Source organism: Mycoplasma hafezii (assembly GCF_049942695.1).
GTDB classification, from domain to species: Bacteria; Bacillota_I; Bacilli_A; order Mycoplasmatales; family Metamycoplasmataceae; genus Mycoplasmopsis; species Mycoplasmopsis hafezii.
In genome coordinates this window covers 164375-184249 of sequence record NZ_CP187940.1, presented here as the reverse complement: position 1 = coordinate 184249, position 19875 = coordinate 164375, and the positions used below count along the sequence as shown (strand labels likewise).

The 19875-nt window shown below is 27.9% G+C and carries 20 protein-coding genes; 13 read left to right on the top strand and 7 right to left on the bottom strand.

Annotated elements, in window-relative coordinates:
* Positions 1-56 precede the first annotated feature (56 nt).
* From ACPYPZ_RS00605 to rplS, 5 genes are all read left to right on the top strand, one after another.
* Positions 57-875 (top strand): hypothetical protein, encoded by an 819-nt coding sequence (locus ACPYPZ_RS00605; RefSeq protein ID WP_426461398.1) that lies wholly within the window; start codon positions 57-59, stop codon positions 873-875.
* A gap of 15 nt (positions 876-890) precedes the next feature.
* Positions 891-1601 (top strand): hypothetical protein, encoded by a 711-nt coding sequence (locus ACPYPZ_RS00600; protein ID WP_426461397.1) that lies wholly within the window; start codon positions 891-893, stop codon positions 1599-1601.
* Between the two features lie 179 nt (positions 1602-1780).
* The gene (gene rpsP / locus ACPYPZ_RS00595; protein WP_036452327.1) at positions 1781-2029 is read left to right on the top strand and encodes a 30S ribosomal protein S16; all 249 of its coding nucleotides are present in this window, start codon (positions 1781-1783) and stop codon (positions 2027-2029) included.
* Positions 2029-2820 (top strand): tRNA (guanosine(37)-N1)-methyltransferase TrmD, encoded by a 792-nt coding sequence (trmD, locus tag ACPYPZ_RS00590; protein WP_426461396.1) that lies wholly within the window; start codon positions 2029-2031, stop codon positions 2818-2820. Before rpsP ends, trmD begins: the two co-directional genes overlap by 1 nt.
* Positions 2810-3166, top strand: coding sequence for a 50S ribosomal protein L19 (gene rplS, locus ACPYPZ_RS00585; RefSeq protein ID WP_036452329.1), 357 nt, complete (start codon positions 2810-2812; stop codon positions 3164-3166). The genes trmD and rplS overlap by 11 nt, the downstream gene beginning before the upstream one ends.
* A 150-nt stretch (positions 3167-3316) precedes the next feature.
* Here rplS and pfkA read toward each other — a convergent pair whose 3' ends face one another.
* The 4 genes from pfkA to ACPYPZ_RS00565 form a co-directional block, all read right to left on the bottom strand.
* Positions 3317-4294, bottom strand: coding sequence for a 6-phosphofructokinase (gene pfkA / locus ACPYPZ_RS00580; protein WP_426461395.1), 978 nt, complete (start codon positions 4292-4294; stop codon positions 3317-3319).
* 34 nt (positions 4295-4328) lie between these two features.
* Entirely contained in the window at positions 4329-5159 is an 831-nt protein-coding gene (locus tag ACPYPZ_RS00575) for a bifunctional 5,10-methylenetetrahydrofolate dehydrogenase/5,10-methenyltetrahydrofolate cyclohydrolase (protein WP_426461394.1), read from the bottom strand.
* Positions 5147-7636 carry a valine--tRNA ligase gene (locus tag ACPYPZ_RS00570; protein ID WP_426461393.1) on the bottom strand — a complete coding sequence of 830 codons (2490 nt, stop codon included), beginning with the start codon at positions 7634-7636 and terminating at the stop codon, positions 5147-5149. The genes ACPYPZ_RS00575 and ACPYPZ_RS00570 overlap by 13 nt, the downstream gene beginning before the upstream one ends.
* 115 nt (positions 7637-7751) lie before the next feature.
* Positions 7752-8873 carry a hypothetical protein gene (locus ACPYPZ_RS00565; protein WP_426461392.1) on the bottom strand — a complete coding sequence of 374 codons (1122 nt, stop codon included), beginning with the start codon at positions 8871-8873 and terminating at the stop codon, positions 7752-7754.
* Positions 8874-9004: 131 nt separating this feature from the next.
* Between ACPYPZ_RS00565 and proS the strand changes: the two genes are divergently transcribed.
* The gene (proS, locus tag ACPYPZ_RS00560; protein ID WP_426461391.1) at positions 9005-10447 is read left to right on the top strand and encodes a proline--tRNA ligase; all 1443 of its coding nucleotides are present in this window, start codon (positions 9005-9007) and stop codon (positions 10445-10447) included.
* A 93-nt stretch (positions 10448-10540) separates the two neighbouring features.
* Here proS and ACPYPZ_RS00555 read toward each other — a convergent pair whose 3' ends face one another.
* Positions 10541-10963 carry a hypothetical protein gene (locus tag ACPYPZ_RS00555; protein WP_426461390.1) on the bottom strand — a complete coding sequence of 141 codons (423 nt, stop codon included), beginning with the start codon at positions 10961-10963 and terminating at the stop codon, positions 10541-10543.
* A complete protein-coding gene (locus ACPYPZ_RS00550; RefSeq protein WP_426461389.1) occupies positions 10950-11810 on the bottom strand; it encodes a hypothetical protein in 861 nt (286 codons plus the stop codon). The genes ACPYPZ_RS00555 and ACPYPZ_RS00550 overlap by 14 nt, the downstream gene beginning before the upstream one ends.
* Before the next feature lie 754 nt (positions 11811-12564).
* Between ACPYPZ_RS00550 and ACPYPZ_RS00545 the strand changes: the two genes are divergently transcribed.
* The 5 genes from ACPYPZ_RS00545 to ACPYPZ_RS00525 all read left to right on the top strand — a co-directional run bounded on the left by ACPYPZ_RS00545 (position 12565) and on the right by ACPYPZ_RS00525 (position 15526).
* Positions 12565-13074, top strand: coding sequence for an IS30 family transposase (locus tag ACPYPZ_RS00545; protein ID WP_426461627.1), 510 nt, complete (start codon positions 12565-12567; stop codon positions 13072-13074).
* A gap of 275 nt (positions 13075-13349) precedes the next feature.
* Entirely contained in the window at positions 13350-14069 is a 720-nt protein-coding gene (locus ACPYPZ_RS00540) for a hypothetical protein (protein WP_426461388.1), read from the top strand.
* 412 nt (positions 14070-14481) lie between these two features.
* Positions 14482-14724 (top strand): hypothetical protein, encoded by a 243-nt coding sequence (locus ACPYPZ_RS00535; RefSeq protein WP_426461387.1) that lies wholly within the window; start codon positions 14482-14484, stop codon positions 14722-14724.
* Between the two features lie 17 nt (positions 14725-14741).
* Complete coding sequence (locus tag ACPYPZ_RS00530) at positions 14742-15329, top strand: hypothetical protein (protein WP_426461386.1); 588 nt, start codon at positions 14742-14744, stop codon at positions 15327-15329.
* A gap of 32 nt (positions 15330-15361) precedes the next feature.
* The gene (locus ACPYPZ_RS00525; protein ID WP_426461385.1) at positions 15362-15526 is read left to right on the top strand and encodes an IS3 family transposase; all 165 of its coding nucleotides are present in this window, start codon (positions 15362-15364) and stop codon (positions 15524-15526) included.
* 223 nt (positions 15527-15749) lie between these two features.
* Here the strand turns inward: ACPYPZ_RS00525 and ACPYPZ_RS00520 are convergent, their stop codons facing one another.
* The gene (locus ACPYPZ_RS00520; RefSeq protein ID WP_426461384.1) at positions 15750-16718 is read right to left on the bottom strand and encodes a hypothetical protein; all 969 of its coding nucleotides are present in this window, start codon (positions 16716-16718) and stop codon (positions 15750-15752) included.
* Between the two features lie 97 nt (positions 16719-16815).
* On the opposite strand from ACPYPZ_RS00520, the gene ACPYPZ_RS00515 reads away from it, so the two are divergent.
* Complete coding sequence (locus tag ACPYPZ_RS00515) at positions 16816-17811, top strand: NAD(P)H-dependent glycerol-3-phosphate dehydrogenase (RefSeq protein WP_426461383.1); 996 nt, start codon at positions 16816-16818, stop codon at positions 17809-17811.
* A gap of 69 nt (positions 17812-17880) precedes the next feature.
* On the top strand, positions 17881-19185 hold the full coding sequence (gene tig / locus ACPYPZ_RS00510) for a trigger factor (RefSeq protein ID WP_426461382.1): 1305 nt from the start codon (positions 17881-17883) through the stop codon (positions 19183-19185).
* The last annotated feature ends 690 nt before the right edge of the window (positions 19186-19875 follow it).

The following is a 19875-nucleotide window of genomic DNA, read 5'->3' as shown; positions in this document are numbered from 1 at the left end:
ACCTGGATAGATACTAAAATTATAATTGTATTAGTGTCTTGAAAGGTGGTTTTCTTATGAAAATAGAAACTAGAACAGCGTATGAAGTACAAAGAATGCATAAATACGAAATGATAGGTAGATACTTTGAATTATCAAATCAAAAACTTGCAACAATGCTTAATGTTTCAACTAAAACAATACAAAGAATTAAAAAGGATATTTTAATCAAGAAAGAAACTAAAGAAATCTTTTATTCTTTTGTTCACGGAAATAGATTTAAGACAAAAGAAAATTGCGGAATAACCCAAGAAATTTATAACAACGCAGTCGACAAATATAACCAAATCAAGACTGCTATTTTTCCGCATCAAAATTCTACTTTTTCAGATATTACAGTAAGTGATTTCGTAGACAGATTAAATTTAAGCGAAAGACAGTTCTATTCAAAATCTCATTTTAAAAAGCTTTTACGTAAAAATGGGTTTGCTAATTCTTTTTCTCATAAGAAAACTAAAAGATATGCAAAGAAATTACTTCAAAACAAATTAAAACAAGAAGTGTCAAAACTAACAAAAACAGAAATCAACAGATTAACCAAAATTATCGAGCACATAAATCAAACAGATGAAAAAATAGAAAAGAGACAATATTTAAATATTAAGGAAAATAGAAAATTTGGAGAATTTATTGAATTAGATGCTTGTATCGAAGTGTTTTGAAATAACGAAACTGTGTCTTTATTTCACGCAGTAGATTCTGCAACTGGTAAATTATTAGCTATTCATTGTGAAAAAACCGAAACTGCAATAGGATATCAAAGACTACTAGATAAAGTTTTTAAAAAATATGGTTTTCCACAAAATATTTCAACAGATAGAAGAAGAAATTTTTAAATCAATGGTGAAACAATGACAAATTTTGAAAAAGCTTTAAATAAAAGAGGTATTAAGTTATTAACTTCAAGCAATCCAACGTTCAAACCTAATGTTGAGCGTTCTTTTTTAACAGCACAAATGAACTATCCTTTATTTTTTTACGAAAATCAAATAAATTCTATTAAGTCATTAAATGATAATTGAGAATTTATTGTAGATTTTTACAATAATAAATTCAATAAAAACAACATATCAAAATCAAATGTTTTTGAAAAAGGAAAGTTATTTGATGATAATCCTGATTTTTTAATAGAAATTAAAAGAAAAATTACATCTGGTGTTTTTAAAATGAACGGTAATTATTACGCACCTTTTGATAAAGAAGGGAAAAGAATTTATATCAGAAGTAGTGTCGAAGCAACATTGGTTACTGATATAAATAAAAAAATTTGATTTTTAATAAAAGGTCAAAAGTTTGATGCAAGAATACCAAACGGAAAACAATTAAGTGAACAAGAATTATGATCACTAGCTAAAAATTTAGATATTAATATTCCTTTAGTTCATGTTCTTTCAAATGAAATTAAGAAAACGAGAGAGTTCCATAAATTTTTACATAAAGTTAAAGAACTGTTGCAAAAGAAAAGAGAACTCCCTGACGAAATTCTCTTTAAAATTCAAAGTGTTCTTGAAAGGTTCTCTAGTTCTCTTGATAACATAGAAAACCAAATTAAATTATGCTAGAAATATCTAGCATTAATATGATATTATTTTTTTAATAAAACAGGTGGACAAAATAAATAATAATTCATAAAAAAATTTGTAGCTTAAGCTACATTTTTTTGTCAAAAAAATTTATTTAATGTATAATGTTATCACTAAAAGGTGTCAAGCACTTTAGCTTGACAGCAGAAGGAGGACAAATGGTTAAAATTAGACTTAAAAGAATGGGTAGCAAGTTCAGACCAGTATACAAAATTGTTGCTGCTGACGCTAGAGCACCTCGTGACGGAAAATTCATCGAAGCATTAGGACACTACAATCCTGCTACAAAAGAACTTGTATTAAACAAAGAACAAACAGCTAAATGATTAAAAGAAGGTGCACAACCTACAGTTACTGTTGCTAACCTTTTCAGAGCTAACAAATTAACAGAAGAACTTAAAAAATAATGAAAATTAACTTTCTAACCTTATTCCCTAATTATTACGATGCTTTTATTAACGAAAGTATTGTCGATAAAGCTAAAAGCAAAGGTTTAATCAGTTTTGAAGTAGTAGATTTTCGTAAATTTAGTACTGATAAACATCACAAAGTAGATGATGAAATCTATGGTGGTGGACATGGACTTTTATTACAAGTTGAACCAATTGATAAAGCAATTAATTCTCTTGCAAATAAAGGTGGTTTAAAAATTCTAGTATCTCCACAAGGAAAACCTTTTACACAAGACATAGCTAATAAGTTATCTACTGAAAAGGAAATAACTTTTATCGCTGGTCGTTACGAAGGATTTGATGAAAGAGTAAGTCAATTAGTTGATTTAGAACTTTCTATTGGAGATTACGTATTAACTGGTGGCGAATTACCTTCTATGGTAATGGCCGATAGTATTATCAGATTAATCCCAGGTGTAATCAAAGAAGAATCACATCAATTTGATTCATTCCAAGGAATAGGTTTATTAGATTATCCACAATATACACGTCCAAGAGATTATCAAGGAATGCAAGTTCCTGAAGTTCTTTTTGGTGGTAATCATAAGGATATTCAAAATTGAAAGGATAAAGCTAAATTTATTACAACTTGAAACAAACGTCCTGATATCATTGAAGACATTATTAAGAATGATTTAAATTCATTAAAGTCATACTTAAAATTAATTGATGATGCAGAACTTGACAAGTTAGGTTTTGATAAAGCAAGCTTAACATTATTAAAAGGAGTTAAATATGAGAAATAATTTATTAGAGTTAGTTGAAAAATCACAATTACGTTCAGATTTACCTGAATTCCAAACAGGTGATAACGTTAGAGTTCACGTACGTATTCGTGAAGGTGAAAAAGAACGTATCCAAATTTTCGAAGGTTTAGTAATTTCTAAAAAAGAATCAGGAACAAGAGAATCATTTACAGTTAGAAAAATTTCATACGGTATTGGTGTTGAAAGAACATTCGCACTTCACTCACCATTAATCGCACACATCGATGTTGTTCGTTCAAACAAAGTTCGTAGAAAAAGATTATTCTACATGAGAGACCGTAAAGGTAAAAGTGCTCGTCTTAAAGAAATCAAAAGAAATAAATAATTCCATTTATCCCATTTTTCTTAATAAACAAGATAATTGTTTATGAATTTAAAGCAAGTGAAAACTTGCTTTTTATTTTGCCTTGCACTTGCTTTAATAAAGTGGCAATAAAAAACATCAATGTACTTAAACATTGATGTATTGAATTAATTATTTAGCTTGGTTTAATTTATTGAATTTAATTGCACGAGCAACAGCTTTTTCTTTTGCTTTGTTTTCCATGCTTAAAGCTTCTAAGATTGGAACTCCAACAATATCGTTGTTAATAATTCCAATTGCAAGTCCACTTTTTCCTGCTAATAAGTATTGAACAGCTTTCATACCCATTAATGTAGCAAGAATTCTTTCTTGAGCTGTTGGAACTCCACCACGTTGAATGTGGTTTAATGAGTTACTACGTGTATCTCATTTTGTAGCATCTTGAATTTGTTTAGCAAGTTCAACCACGTTGTAGCATTTTTCTGATACAACAACAATCACACTTCTACGTCCTGGTTGTTTTGTTAATTCTACTGCTTTAGCAACGATTTCAGCTTCATCTAAACGATATTGACTTGTTGCAATAATTTCAGCACCTGTTGCAAGTCCTGAGTAAAGTGCTAAATCACCACACATGTTTCCCATAACTTCAACAATCATAATTCTTTGGTGACTTTTTGCTGTATCACGAATTTTGTCGATTGCATCTGTAATTGTGTTTAAAGCTGTATCGTATCCAATTGTGTAATCACTTGAAGCAATATCATTATCAATTGTTCCAGGTAATCCAATTGTTTTAACACCTAATTCGTGTAATAATTGTGCACCTTGATAGCTACCGTCTCCACCAATAACTACTAAAGCATCGATATCTCTATTTTTTAAGTTTTGAGCTGCTTTTTCACGTACTTCAGCTTGTTTGAATTCTGGGAAACGAGCTGAATAAATAAAAGTACCACCTTGATTTAAATATGCATCAACATCTAAATCTTTAGCATTAACAAGGTTATCGTTGTATAAACCTTTGTATCCTTCATAAACAACAAAAGCTTCTAATCTGTTTGCTTGTGCTTCTTTTACAACAGCACGCACAGCATTGTTCATTCCTGGAGCATCACCACCAGAAGTTAAAATAGCAATTTTTCTCATTTGTTCTCCTTATAATGTGTAATTGTACTATTTTCTATCTAAAAATATCAATTAAGTTTTTTAATAAACAAACTACTGTCATTGGACCAACTCCACCAGGAACTGGTGTGATAGCAGCAACTTTATCTTTAACACCTTCAAAGTCTACATCACCGCAAAGTTCTTGTGTTACTTTATCATCAAGGTTAGTTCCAACATCAATAATAATTGCACCTTCTTTTACGTTTTCAGCTTTAATGTATTTTGCTACACCAATAGCAACGATAACAATATCAGCGTTTTCAATACCCTTAATTCCTGTGTTTTCGTCGTATGTAGCAACGTTAGCACCCATTCTTTTAATAATGTGAGCTAAAGGTTTTCCAACAAGGTGACTACGACCTACAACGCATACTTTTTTATCTTTTACATCAATATTATAGTGTTCCATTAATTCTAAAACAGCTCTAGCCGTTGCTGGAACAAAGTGTTTTTCATCATTATCGTTATATAACTTAAATTCGTTTTTAGTACTTAAACCATCAACATCTTTATCGTATGGTACAGCGTCTAAAATAACTTGTTTTGGAATATGTCTTGGTAATGGAAGTTGAATAATAACACCATCTGAGTATTCATTAATATCATCTAATTTTTTAAGTAATCTATCTTGAGAAATGTTTTCTCTAAAATGATAAACTTTAGCTTCAATTCCTACTTCTTCACATTTTTTACGTTTTTGTTCAACGTATTTTGTTGAAGCTGGATTATCACCTACTTGCACGATAGCCAAACGAGGCTGTCTAATTAAATCTAAATCAATTAAATCTTGTTTTAATTTTGCTAATTCTTCTTTAGCAAGTTCTTTTCCACTTAGTATTTGCATTTTAACTCCTCCTCATATTGTTCGAGGTCAGCTTGATATTTATTTAATTTATTTTGTTCTGCTTCTACCTTATCTTTTGGTGCTTTAGCAACGAAGTTTTGGTTGCTTAACATTTTTGAAGCACGTTCGATTTCTGCTTTAACAAAAGCAATTTTTTCAAGTAACATAGCTTTATTTTGTTCTTTTAATTCAGCAGAAAGTTTGATATATAAATCATTGTTTTCTAATCTAACTAAATAGTCTTGGTTATCAAGATATTCAGCAAAACCTAATTTATTAATTGTTTGAATAGTTCTTTCATCAAGCTCGGTTGTTGTTGCGTACTCAATAATTTCTTTTTTCGAAATTTGATTATCTTCACGATATTTTCTAATTGCTGTAACGATTTCAATCACATCATCAATATACTCAGTATTTACTTTATTGTCAAATTTTGGTCATTCTTGTTCAAGTAATTCAGCATTAAAAATTTCATTGTAAATTCGATCTGTAATAAATGGTAAAAATGGATGTAAAACAATTAATGACTTTTTAAGTACATCTAATGCTCCATTTTTTGATGGGTTTGTTTTTAATAATTCAATGTATCACCCACTTAAATCATTAAAAATATATTTGTAAATTTCACTACCAATAACCGCAAATTCATAGTTTTTCATATTCGCATCAATTTGTGCTGCTAATTTTTCTAATTTATTTAAAATTCAGTGATCTGCTACTGTAGTTTCAGTTGTATTATCACTAGGCATATCTGAAATATATTTAGCAATATTTCATAACTTATTATTTACTCTTCAAGCCGCTTCAACTTTTTCAGTTGAAAAACGAATATCCATTCCTGGAGATGTATTTGTTAGTAAAAATCATCTAAGTGAGTCAGAACCATATTGTTCTACCATATCCATTGGATCAACTCCATTATTTAATGATTTAGACATTTTACGTCCTTGTGCATCACGAATTAATCCGTGTAATAATAAATCATTAAATGGAATTTCGTCCATAAATTCTAAACCAAAGAAATACATACGAGCAACTCAGAAGAAGATTAAATCATAACCAGTAACAAGTAATGAATATGGGTAATATCTTTTTAATTCAGCATTTTCTTCAGGTCAATTTAAGAAAGTAAATGGTGCGATCCCTGAACTAAATCAAGTATCAAGCACATCAGGATCTTGTACTCATCCTTCACCTGGTGAATCAATTTGCACTTTAATGTTTCCTTGAGCATCGTATCAAGCTGGAATTCTGTGTCCTCATCAAAGTTGACGAGAAATTGTTCAGTCATAAACATTTTCCATTCATCTTTCAAGAGTAGCACGGAAACGTTTTGGATAAAATTCAACACTTTTATCTGAGTTTAAGTTATTTAGGATTAAATCTCTGAAATGATCCATTTTAACAAATCATTGTGGTAAAACTAATGTCTCAACAACTGTTTTTGAACGATCACTAATTCCTACATTTGATGTAGTCATTTCGACTTTTTCTAAGTATCCATTTGCTTCAAGATATTTTCCAATTGCTTCACGAGCTTCAAAACGCTCCATTTTGTCAAATTCACTGCCTGGAGCATTAATGCATCCGTTTTTATCAATGGTTTCGATGATTTCAAAACCTAACTTTTGCATAATGTTAATATCAGCTTCAGCGTGAGCACTAAGTTTCATTAAACCTGTTCCAAATTCTGGTTCAACATATGAATCGGCAATAATTGGTAATTCTTTCTTAGTTACTGGGTGAATAACTGTTTTGTTTAAATATTTTGTATAACGTTCATCACCTGGAGAAAATACTACCGCAACGTCACTAAGTAATGTTTCTGTACGAACTGTAGCAATTACTAAATATTCATTTGAATCCTTAAGTGGATATTTAATGTAATACATTTTTTGTTCAGTAGGTTCATTATTTACTTCGATGTTTGATAATGCAGTTTGTAATTTAATATCTCAATTAATCGCTCTAACTCCACGGTAAATAAATCCTTTATTGTATAAATCAACAAAGACCTTTAAAACCGCTTCATTTGCTTTTTCATCTAAGGTAAAACGTTCAAAATTATAATCAAGTGCAAGTCCTAATGTTGCTCATTGTTTTCTAAACATGGCAGCATATTCATCTTTTCACTCTCAAATTTTGTCAAGGAACTTTTCACGACCTAAATCATGACGGTTTAAACCAGTAGTTTGAAATAAAACATCCTCAACCTTACTTTGAGTTGCTATTCCAGCATGATCCATTCCTGGTAATCAAAGTACATCGTACCCTTGTAGTTTTTTATAACGAATGATTGTATCAGGAATATAAACATCTAAGGCATGTCCTAGGTGTAATTTACCTGTAACATTTGGTGGTGGTAATAAAATTGAAAATGGTTTTTTAGAAACATCGTGGGTCATAAAATATTTCTTATCACGTCACTTTTGTTCTAAATTAGCTTCAACTTCTTTGTGATTGTAGCTTTTATTCATAAAACTCCTCTTAATTACAACAACTATATATTTTCTATATTATAAATTATTATCTTTTTTTAAATAGCAAATAAGGAAATTAGGGTATAATATTGCGAAAAAAATGAACTATTTACTAGTTCATTCCTCTTTTTTTGAAAATTTCAAACAATAATTTCGAATATTTTACATTTAATAATGCAACAATATAAAAACTCATTAAAAATAATAAAACAGCAACCACAAATAAAGTTCAGTAGGCAGCAACAAAATCTTGCAAGAAGAAATAACGTGCATAGAAAGCAGTACCACTAGCAGAAACCGCTGCAGGGAATGTTAAAGCTCCATATGCTAATCAGTGTTCTTTCAATTTTAATGACTTAATATATACAGCTCCATAAATAACTACACTAACAACTCCTCAACTAAATAAGATAATTGAGACAACTTCATAAAAGTAAACATTATTTAACGCATTAACTGTAAAACCAGCAAGATTTCTATCTGGATTAAAAGCTACTAAAAAACCTAATCCTAACATATTTGCAGGTGAAGCATAAATTGCCATTGATGGAATATGTTTTTCATCGGTGTGTGGTTTAAATAAAAAGCGGTATAAAAAGACTGGATAAGTAATAACAAAAACGCCAAATGCTAAAAATCAAATTGCTTGTCAATATCAAATTGGTAATAAATCACCAAGGTTATCTGCATAAGCTGCTGAAATCCCAACCCCTACTAATGGAACAAATCAAGAAGCGTATGCTTTTTGGTAAATTACACCTTTTTTAAAAATGTATTTTTTAAAAAAGAAAAACATATAAAATAGCTGCATCGACACAGCACAAAAGGCTAAAATATTTGGAAAAATTAAAGCATAATATCTAGTTTGTTGATCTGAAATCATATTAGTCATAACTCATCCTAATGAGTTGCTAATAACACAGAAACAAAGCATTGTAACACCAACCGAACCTACCATTGATGGACGCTGAAATTCTGAAGGAAGATGCTTAAATTTAAGGATAAAATATTTTGTTAAAACAAAAAATAAATAAAAGCAACATACGACAATACAGAAAATTTCTAGTGCACATAAAAAGTAATTTAATCTAGTTAAAACCATCGGATTATCAGTAATTCTATGGTAAAGCTCAGTGCTTAAAAAAGTACCAGCTGTTGCAATCCCCATAGTCCCTAAAGCAACTGAATTAATCCCTAACGGAACATCATTTCATTTTTCTTTATTCAAATTCATAGTACAAAAAATTTTAATACTATAAATTTATTTATCTCAAAATAAAAATTAATTTTTTCAGCAAAATAATAAAAAAATGTAAAAAGTGCGTTTTTGCTTGTTTTTTATTATAAATATGTAAAATGTAAGGTATGAAGAAAGAATTAGAGAAAATTACTCCACTTGAAGTAGATTTTGCCAAGTGATATACAGACGTTGTCAAGAACGGAGATTTAATTGCTTATGGACCTGCAAAAGGTACATTAATTTTTAAACCAAACGCATATGGAATTTGAGAATTAATTCAAAAAAATCTTAATGCGATTTTTAAAGAAAAGGGTGTACAAAACGTATATTTACCTTTACTTATCCCACAATCATTATTTGAAGTTGAAAAAGAACACGTAGAAGGGTTTAATCCTGAATTAGCTACAGTGACACACGTTGGAAATCGTGCACTTAATGAAAAATTAGTTATTAGACCAACATCAGAAGTTCTTTTTGCTGACTTCTTTAAAAATTCAATCACATCATACAATGATTTACCATTAATTTACAACCAATGAGCAAACGTTGTACGTTGAGAAAAAACAACAAACCCATTTTTAAGAACTAGAGAATTTTTATGACAAGAAGGTCACACATCACATGCTGACCCTATTGAAGCTAGAAAATTAACTCGTACTATGATTAGTGTATATGCTAAATTCTTAAAAAACTATTTAGCAATTCCTACAATCGTTGGTAAAAAAACTCCACACGAAAAATTCGCTGGAGCATGTTCAACTTACACAATTGAAGCTATGATGAAAGATGGTAAAGCTTTACAAGCTGGAACAAGTCACTATCTTGCTCAAAACTTCTCAAAACCTTACAACATTACATTTAGAAATAAAGATAACCAAGAAGAATATGTTTACCAAACATCTTGAGGTGTTACTACTAGATTAATTGGTGCATTAATTATGACTCACGGTGATAACCGTGGAATTATCATTCCACCTAGAGTAGCTCCTGTACAAGTAGACATTTTAGAATTGTTTGCTAAGAAAAATCCAAGCGTTTCAAAAACTGCTAAAAAACTTTACACAGAATTAGGACGTAAATATCGTGTACGTTTAGATGCTAGTGATAAAAACCCTGGGTATAAGGCTGCAAATAGTGAAATTCAAGGTGTTCCACTTAGAATTGAAGTTGGGCCAAGGGATTTAGAAAACGGATTAGTTACAATCGTACGTAGAGATGATATTGAAAATAAAATTACTGTACCAGTTGCTGATGTTAAAAAGACAGTAGGTAAATTATTAGATGATATTCATAATAATTTATATGAAAAAGCTGAAGAACGTTTAAAAGCTAACACAGTGTTTGCTACAAACTACGATGAATTCAAAAAATACATTTCTGAAAACAAATTTGTTATAGCTCCATTTTGTTGTTTAGATTCTGCTGAAGAACAAATTAAAGCAGAAACAGGCGCTACAACAAGATGTATTCCTAAAACATTAGATAAACCAGCTAAAGATGTTAAATGTATCTTTGACCAATGTAAAAAAACAACAAATCGTTACGTTATTTTTGCGAAAGCTTACTAAAATCAACAAAAAATTGTCAATAAAAATTATTTTTTATTGTAAAGAAAAAAAGTGAATGCATTAATTGCATTCACTTTTTTTAATGTAAGTTATTTAATCCTTTTTAGCTTCGCAAGAAAGTATCTTAACTAGCGCTTTTGCTTTTCACTCTCTATGCTTTGAAATCCCTCTAACTTCCGTAGTTAAATGAGTTAAATATAAATTTTGTGGATACATTCCTTTTACATATATAAAAGAATCAACCCATTCTTCTTCAGTATATACATCTGTTAGTTTTTTATATTTTTTTCGGTTAACTATAAAGATATAAATTAATCCTACTATAAAAATCAAAGATAATATTACTGCTAATACAATACCTAAAATATTGTATTTGTATATAAAACTAAACGCTAAACTCGGCATTTCGATTAGCATCATCAACATAGTTCAACCTCACACAAAAGAATTTTTTCTTACAAAATAACTTTGTGCTACGTCAATGATTCTTGGCTTTATTTCTTTAGTATCCACCATAGTGTTTTTCTAACCTTGTATTATAGTTGCTATTTGAATTGTCATCGAAATTGTTTAGCTTGTTTTTATTTACACGTATTTGATTAGTGATAACAGTCTTGATTGCTGATAATACATTTTTATAGGAATTTAAACCGTTTCTTTTTGTTATCAATATAAACTCGTCAAGTTTACTTAATAGCTGTAATAACAACTTATTTTCATACATTAAATCATTTTTTGTATTACGTGTCATAAGTGTAAATAGCTTGCTCAAAATGAAATTAGACTCATTTTTTAAAGTTTCAATTTTTCAAATTTCTTGTTGAATATTTTGATTATTGTGGTTTGTTACTGCTCCACCTATTGCTAATTCACTACCTACCATAGATAGGATTGGCCCTACAACTCAACCAACCACAGGAACTAACGTCACGCCTGCACCGACACCTGCTAAAGCCGCACCTGATACTGTTAATTCATATTCAGTATCTGTTGCTTTTTGTTTTTCAAGCACATTTTGAGCAGATACAATGTATTGTAAGAAACCTTCTAGTGTATAATAATCATCATTATTTAGGCTTCTTGAAGACCAATAATATCTTTCTGTTTTTAATGATTTTTTTAAATCATCATAAAATAATTTATTTTTTAATTCAAGAACACTATTTTCAAAAATATCTTTATCAATATTTAATTCTTTTTGAAAATTTAATTTGGAAAAAATATCTACAGTTTGTAATAAAATAATTTTCTCAACTTCAGAAAGTTTATCAATTATTTCATCAACTTGTTGCTCAGTAGCATTAGCTGGGACAACAATTCCAGTGATACCAGATAAAAATGACATATCAATTGTTTTAAACATTTTTAAATTCTCCTAAAATTTATATTAATTTATTTTAATTGGATGAGTAATCATCCACTTAAATTATAAAAAAAATCAATATATGAAACCAAAAAGGCACGTAAAGAGATTCAAAATGTGGAAAAATACACTTTTTTTCATACTTAACAATTGCAATCCTCATTGCAACTCACTTTAAATTGTTAAATTTAATAGGGAGTTTTTTGACAAGAAAAAGCACCCTTTTAAAAACGGAAAGAGAGTGCCTTATAAATTATAATAGAATCAGTTATAAGATAAGGGTTCAAATAGAATATTTTCTAAAAAAAATCAAATTTATCTATACCAGAAATAGCTAAAAAATGGTTTAAATAAAACTAGTGTGTATAGAGAAGTTAAAAATAATTCTTGTGATGGTGAATATAGTGCAGAAATAGCACAAGAAAAAACACAATAAAAGAAATAGGTGAAAAAATCAACATATTTTAGTTCAAGAATTAGAACACTATAAAAAATTTAAAAATAAATTTCTTGAACATTATGATAAGAGAAGTTTTGGAATAAAAACAACTTATAAACTAATTCAAAACACTTATTCATTTCCTATCCCATTAATCAGAACTGTATTTAATTGAATTAATTCTGGTATATGAGAAATTACAGAAAAAGAAAAATTAAGAAGTAAATATACAAGAGGTAGAAAACGTGGTGGTAATGCAATAACTCAATTAGTTGGAGCAAGATTAATCAAACCTTTTTGAGCTAGACTTATTATATAAACGACAGAAGTGATTTCGGTTATTATGAAATCGACTTAATTATAGGGAGAAAAGAAAAACAACGTGATCATTTAATAACTTTTGTAGAGCGTAAGACAAGACATCTTTTCATTGTCAGAATAAATGGAAAAAATGGTTGATTAATAAATTTAAAAATTTGAGATTTAATCAAAAAATATAAATTAAATGTAAAATCAATCACTTGTGATAATGGTTTTGAATTTAATAAATTATTTTATTTAAGTTATAGAACTGGAATAACAATTTATAAAACAGATCCGTATGCATCATTCCAAAAAGGAACAAATGAAAATACAAATGGTTTAATTAGGAGATATTTTCCTAAGGGTACCGATTTCGGAAAAGTTTCAGATAATTATTTATTGTATGTCCAAAATAGAATAAATTTGATGCCTAGAGAAATATTAGGTTGATATTTAGCAAGCGAGTTGTTTATGACCTGAAACGATTTCAAAGAACCGTGAAAGATTATACCATTAGACTAACGTTTATACTTAGGAATAACGAAAAATTCAAAAATAAAAGTAGAAATAAATTCTATAAATAATTCTAAAAAGTTCCTCGGATGTTTGTTCAATATATGAGTTTTTTATAAACTAGAGATTAAAAATATCAATTTAGAGTTACAATGAGAATTGCACTCGATAATTTTATATTTATATAATAAACATAAAATACATTAACATTAAAACCATTTTATATCTATCCGGTTTTCAAACATAAAAAATTTTTAAATAAATCTAATATAATAATTTTTACTATGAGCAATTTAATTAAAAATGAAATAGATATAGATAAAGAAGCAAAAGAACTTACAGATGATATTTACGAAATATACAGTAAAATTTGTTGACTTTTTGCTGAATATAAATCCTTTTCTTTTTATACAGAAAAGAGCTGTATATACCACGATGGTGAATTTAATAAAAATAAAATTTTTATAAATTTAGATGAAAGATTTATTTTTCATGCATTAGGTATTAGAAAATTTAAAAGATATAGCAGAACAGATAGCGAAAGTCTAAAGGGAATATTATTAAGAAAAACACTTCAAATACACAAAGATCTTGCTAACAGTGAACAACAAAAGAATATTAAAGATATTAAACACAAAATTCACACTTGAAAAAAATTCTTCGATAATTTAGAAAAAGAGAATTTTAAAAATAGTTCACTTCATTCTTTTTTCACCGAATTATATTTCATGAAAGACAAAAGCAATAACATTATAGATATTCCAACTTTTCATACAAAATTTGTATTTGTGCACAGAAATAATAATGAATGATTTAGTTTTGAATGTGTTTTAGATCAAGATAAACCACCAATTATCTATCCTTATTCAATTTATAATTGCTGTTACATTCAATTATTTTTACGTTCTATTAAGTCAGGAAATGAAAATGATTATCAAGATAGAATATTAAAACAGAAATGTCAAAAAGTCAATATTCAATATTCTTTTAAAAACAAAAAATAATGTATAATATTTTTGCTTGAAAGAGCTAATTGTGTTCCAACTTTTAGTTGGGTTTGTCTTGTCTCGAACGGTGCTTTTACGACACAATTATTATTTTTAAAAGACACACAAACCAAGACAAGTTCAGCAGAGAGCGTGTGCTCTCTGTTTTTTATACAATTTTTATTAAAAAACTAGGACAAACATAGTGGGCACAATTAATGTGTTCGCTATTTTTGTATTAGGAGATTATATGAAACAATTAAAGCAAATAGAATGATTAGAATTGTTAATTATATATGATGATTTTCTGAATTGTAAAATTACAGAAAATGAATTTCAGATCGAATTAATTAATAAATTTTCTAGAAATTAAAACAATCAATACTTTAGAAAAACCGTAAGAAAGAAATATGCATTTTATAATAATGGTATGACAGATTTAATTTCGATGACTGGTACAAGTCCTAAAAAAGGTAAAGGCAGTACCAGGGCTAGAAAGAAACGAGAAATTACAAAAGAAAAATATAATAAATTATCAAGTGATGATTTGATCGAAATTATCGAATATTTACGTGATATCGTTAAAAACACTTCTACTGTAAATAGACTTAACAAAAACATTACAGATTGACTAACTCTCATATATCTAAAAGAGTATGAGGTAAGTTTCTAAACATTTCAAAAAGTTTATTGTATAAAAGGTTAAATCACAAGAACACTAAATACAAACCTAATAAATTAGATGAATTGTATATTGTGATACTAAAAGCTTTTAATGAAATAAAAAAGATTTACGGTAGAGAAAGATTATCTATTTTCATCAAAAATAAATATCAAATAAACATAAATTACAGAGCTCTAGGTAGAATAATAAATAAATTAAGCTTAAAATTTAATATTAGAAAGAAGTGTAAATCTAGAGAGATTAAAAATGTAGATGTTAAATTTAATAATTTAGTCAACAGAGATTATAATGGTACAAATAATGAGATTGCAATAGCAACTGATGTATCATATATACCTTCACCAAAAAATATACAAAATAATTTTGTGTATTTTTCAGCTTGCATCGATCACAAAACCAAGAAAATAATAAATTGAAATTTATCTAATAGAAACGATATAAATTTAGTTTTAGAACACATTAAAGAAATTAAACCTATAGAAAATGCATTATTCACTCCGATCACGGTTTCCAATATTCATCAAAAGATTACATCAAAACTATTAACAAAAATAATGAAATTATATCAATATGTAGAGTTGGCAATTCATTAGATAACAGAGAAATCCAATATTTCTTTTCAATATTGAAAGCGGAAGATTTATATAACATCAATATTAAAGATTTAACATTTAAAGAACTCAAAGAATCGATTTCTAATTTCATAGAATGATATAACAACGAAAGATTACAATCAAATTTAAATTGAAAAACACCTCAACAATGTTGTGATGTTCATTCATGTTTATAAACCATCCACTGAAAGAGTCTTGGTTTACCTAGTTTAGTAAACATCCGAGTTTTTTATAAACTAGAGATTAAAAATTTAAATTTAGAGTTGCAACGAGAAACGCATTCGATAAAGATAGAACACACACGATTCGGACTGCTCACTATTGTTTCATTAATAAAAGGGTGTAGTATTGTAAAGTACAATTGAGAAAAATGTACAAAAATACACCTTTTTCACATTTTTAACTATTTAGATAAGATAAAAACCATTCATAAAAATTAAAAATAACGTTGCCGTTCTCAAGAAATAATATATTTTTATTTAATTTTTGAATTTCAAAATTGATACCTTTTATTCTAAGATTATTTAAAAATAAGACATAAAAGAAAACGAAAGTTCTTATATTCGAAAATTCAAAGTTTGCTCCAAAGTTTTTTATTTTTTGTAATTTGTTATCATCTCAATATTGCAATGTGCTTAAAAAAATCTTCTTAATATCCCAAATAAACTCTGTATTCGCAATAAATTGAGATATTTCGCCGTCATAAAATAATTTTAAAAATAGTTTAGATGTATAAGGGAATTGATCTAATTTATATTTAATATCTTTTGATATTTCATCAATTGATTGAAATAAGAAATAATAGGGAGATTCTGCGTAAGACAGAATATCAAATTGTATATTAGTGATCGAAACTTCTTTAAAAATTCTTTTTAATTCATCAAAATCTATTTCGTTAGATATTAAAAATAATTCTATATCAGAAAATGTTCTAATGATTTTTTGAAGTTTTTCATTTATTCCTTGAAATTTATAAAAGTAGTAATTAGTAATAATCTGACAAAATTTAAAAATTATACAAATATATGGTTTTATATATTGAACAGAATTTTCGAGAATAACTCAATCTTTTTTAATCTTCTTAAAAACCATACATTCGATATTTGTTAATTTTTCTCCATTATATATTTCAAAATGTTTAAAATACTCATGTCCGTTTATAGAAGTATTGTTGATTTTTTCTTTAATTATTTTTTCAAATTCTTTATTTCTAAGTTTTAAATTATCTTCTTCTATCAAAAGTAAGAGATCTATATCGTTTGGTTTTCTATCTAATCAACCAAATTTATAAAGTGCATAACTTCCTTGAACAACCAATCTATTATCGTTTTTACAAAGTAGATTCACAATTCTATCCAAATCATTCATATAAAAATTATATGAGTTAAATATTTTTAAAGGTAAATTTATTTACTTTTTATTAAAACCAGTCTAAAACTTGATTATTTTATATAATTTACTCACTATGAAAAAGAAACGTAAATTTGGATTTATCGGAACTGGTGCTTGATCATCTGCACTTGCAAATGTATTATCACACAATGGTTACGAAGTTATGCTTTATGGTGTTGATCACAATGAAATCGACGATATCAACCGTGGATACAACACAAAGTACTTTAATGGTAGAGCATTTGACAATCCACAAAACATTAAAGCAACAGATAATCTAAAAGAAGTGTTAGATTTCGCTAATGTGATTGTTTTAGGAGTACCTTCACACTTAGTAAAAGTTGTTTTAAAACAAATACAAGGTATTTTAAAATATAAAAGAATTGATTTAATCAATCTTTCAAAAGGTTTTGAACCTACAACTGAGATGTTTTTCTCTGATTTTATTAAGAGAAAATTTAGACGTAATTTAAAAAATCTAGCTACATTTATTGGTCCATCTTTTGCTGTAGAAGTATTTAACGAAAAAATGACAATGATTAATGCTGTTGGAGATAATGCTGATTACATCGAAATGTTATGTCATTGTTTTAACAATGATAAATTTAGAATTTTCCCTAACTATAACATTAAGGGTGCTGAAGTTTTTGCAGCACTTAAAAATGTGTTAGCAATTGGAATGGGTATTATTTCATATCAAGATGACTCAAATAATACACATGCAGCCATTTTATCTTTAGGATTACGTGAAATCACTAAAGTTTACCAAAGAATGTGTCCAAATGACAATGACACTCGAATTTCAATAGATTTTGCAGGTGCTGGAGATACTTTCTTAACTTGTTCAAGTTTTAAAAGCCGTAACTATTCTTTTGGACGCGAAATTGCTGAATTTGGAGTAAAAGAAGCTCTTGAAAAAAACGCTAAAACAGTTGAAGGATATCAAACCGCAAAAACACTTGAAAAAATATTACGCAAAAAAGATATTACTGTTCCATTACTAGAAAATATTATTAATGTACTTTTTCACAATAAAAGTCCGTTCAAAATTTTAGATTTTCTCAAATAAGTAAAATTAATATTGCTATAAATAAGGTAAAATATAAAAATAATATAAAACATGCAAATAGGAGAAATAATGAAACACGAATTATTAGAAGCAAAAAGCGAATTTGTTGTTTCTTTTGAAATTTCAAAAGATGAAGTTCAAAAAGAATTCGACAAAAGAGTAGAAGCTGCTGCTAAAAACGTTAAAGTTCCTGGATACCGTCCTGGAAAAGCACCAAAAGAAAAAAGATTAGCTAGAGTAGATTATCAAACAATTAACTCACAAGTTACACAATTCTTCTTTGAACAACACGTAAACGAAGCAACAGAATGCTTCATGAAAGAAGAAAACAAATTAGGTGCTGTTAGTTTTTATGAAGACCTTAACGTAAACGAAGATGGGTCACTTACATTAAAATACATTTTTGTTCTTAAACCTGAATTCACAATTAAATTAGAAGATTTAAAAACAAAAATGGATTCATTAGACACAACTCAAGAAGTTAAAGATGAAGCATTTGCTAAATTCTTAAAACAATTCTCAGTACCAGTAGAAGTTGAAACAGAAGCTAAAGAAGGTGATGTTGTAAACATCAACTTCAAAGGTTTCATCAATAACGAACCATTCGAAGGTGGAGAAGCTGAAGGATACGACCTTACATTAGGTTCAAAATCATTCATTCCTGGATTTGAAGAACAATTAGTTGGTAAATCAAAAGGATGAGAAGGTGATATTAACGTTACTTTCCCAGCTGATTACTTCTCAAAAGAATACCAAGGAAAAGATGCTAAATTTGAAATTAAAGTTAACTCAGTTAAAAGAACTGAAGCTATGGATTTAACAGACACAATTGTTGCTCAATTTGGAATTCCAAACATCGAAACAGTTGCTCAATTTAGAGAATGATTTGATAATAGAGAAGTAGAAAACCACTTCTTCGAAGTTGAAGCTAAATTCTTAGGTGAAGTAATTGATGAAGTTGCCACCGCAATCAAACAACCATTACATGAACGTGCTTACAGCAATGAAGCTGCAAAACTTGAAGCTCAATTAGTAGAACAATTAAAAGCTTACAAAATTAAAAAATCTGAATACTTACAAATTGTTAAATCAAGCGAAGAAGAATTAAAAGAACAATTCAAAAAACAAGCAGAAGCTCAATTAACAAAAGATTTCGCAACTCAATGAGTATTATCACAATTAGACATTCAACCTACACCAGAATTACTTGAAAAAGTTAGAAAATCTCACTTAGTACCACAAGGAAAAGAATCTGAACAAAGAGTATTTATGTTAGTTTCACAATTCTTAGCTGTACAAAAATTATTAGAACTTACAAAATCTGACAAAACTGCTCAACACGAAAAATTATTTAACGTATTAATTTCTAAGTAAAATATTAATTTTTGACCTCTAATTTGATAAAAATTAGAGGTTTTTTTACATTTAAAAACTTCCTAATTCAAGCTAAATATGCAGATAAAATATCTGTATAATAAAGAAAATAGGAAATTTTGAAATTAAACCAATTAAACATTAAGAATGAAATTAAGAAAAACAGAAATATAAAAAAATATTTATCAAAGTAATTTTGATATTTATGTACCAACAAAAAAACTGAGAAAAAAATACGAAATTAAGGTATTGTATGAAAATTCATACAATATATATATATATATATATATATATATATATATTGTAAAGGGAGTGAGCCATCATGAAACGAAGTACTAAGCGAAAAATTAAAAAACAACATTAATTGGTGTTCCAACAGCTGTTGCAACCGCTACTACTATTTGAACTTTGGTTTTACATAAAAATACAAAAAAGTTGTTGTAAATCAAGAATTAGTTGACTTATTAAATTCAATTAATGATATTTTAAACAATAATAAAGAGCAACTTGACAATTATGCAAATATTCAAACTTTAAAACAAAGTATTTTAAACGGTAACTCTTTAATTAATTCAGATAATAAACAAGATGTTACAAATGCTATTAATGATTTAAGAATCCAAAAGCAAGAATTAGAAGACTTAATTGCAGAAACTGAAAAACCCCTACAAATAAAGTACCTTCTGCAAT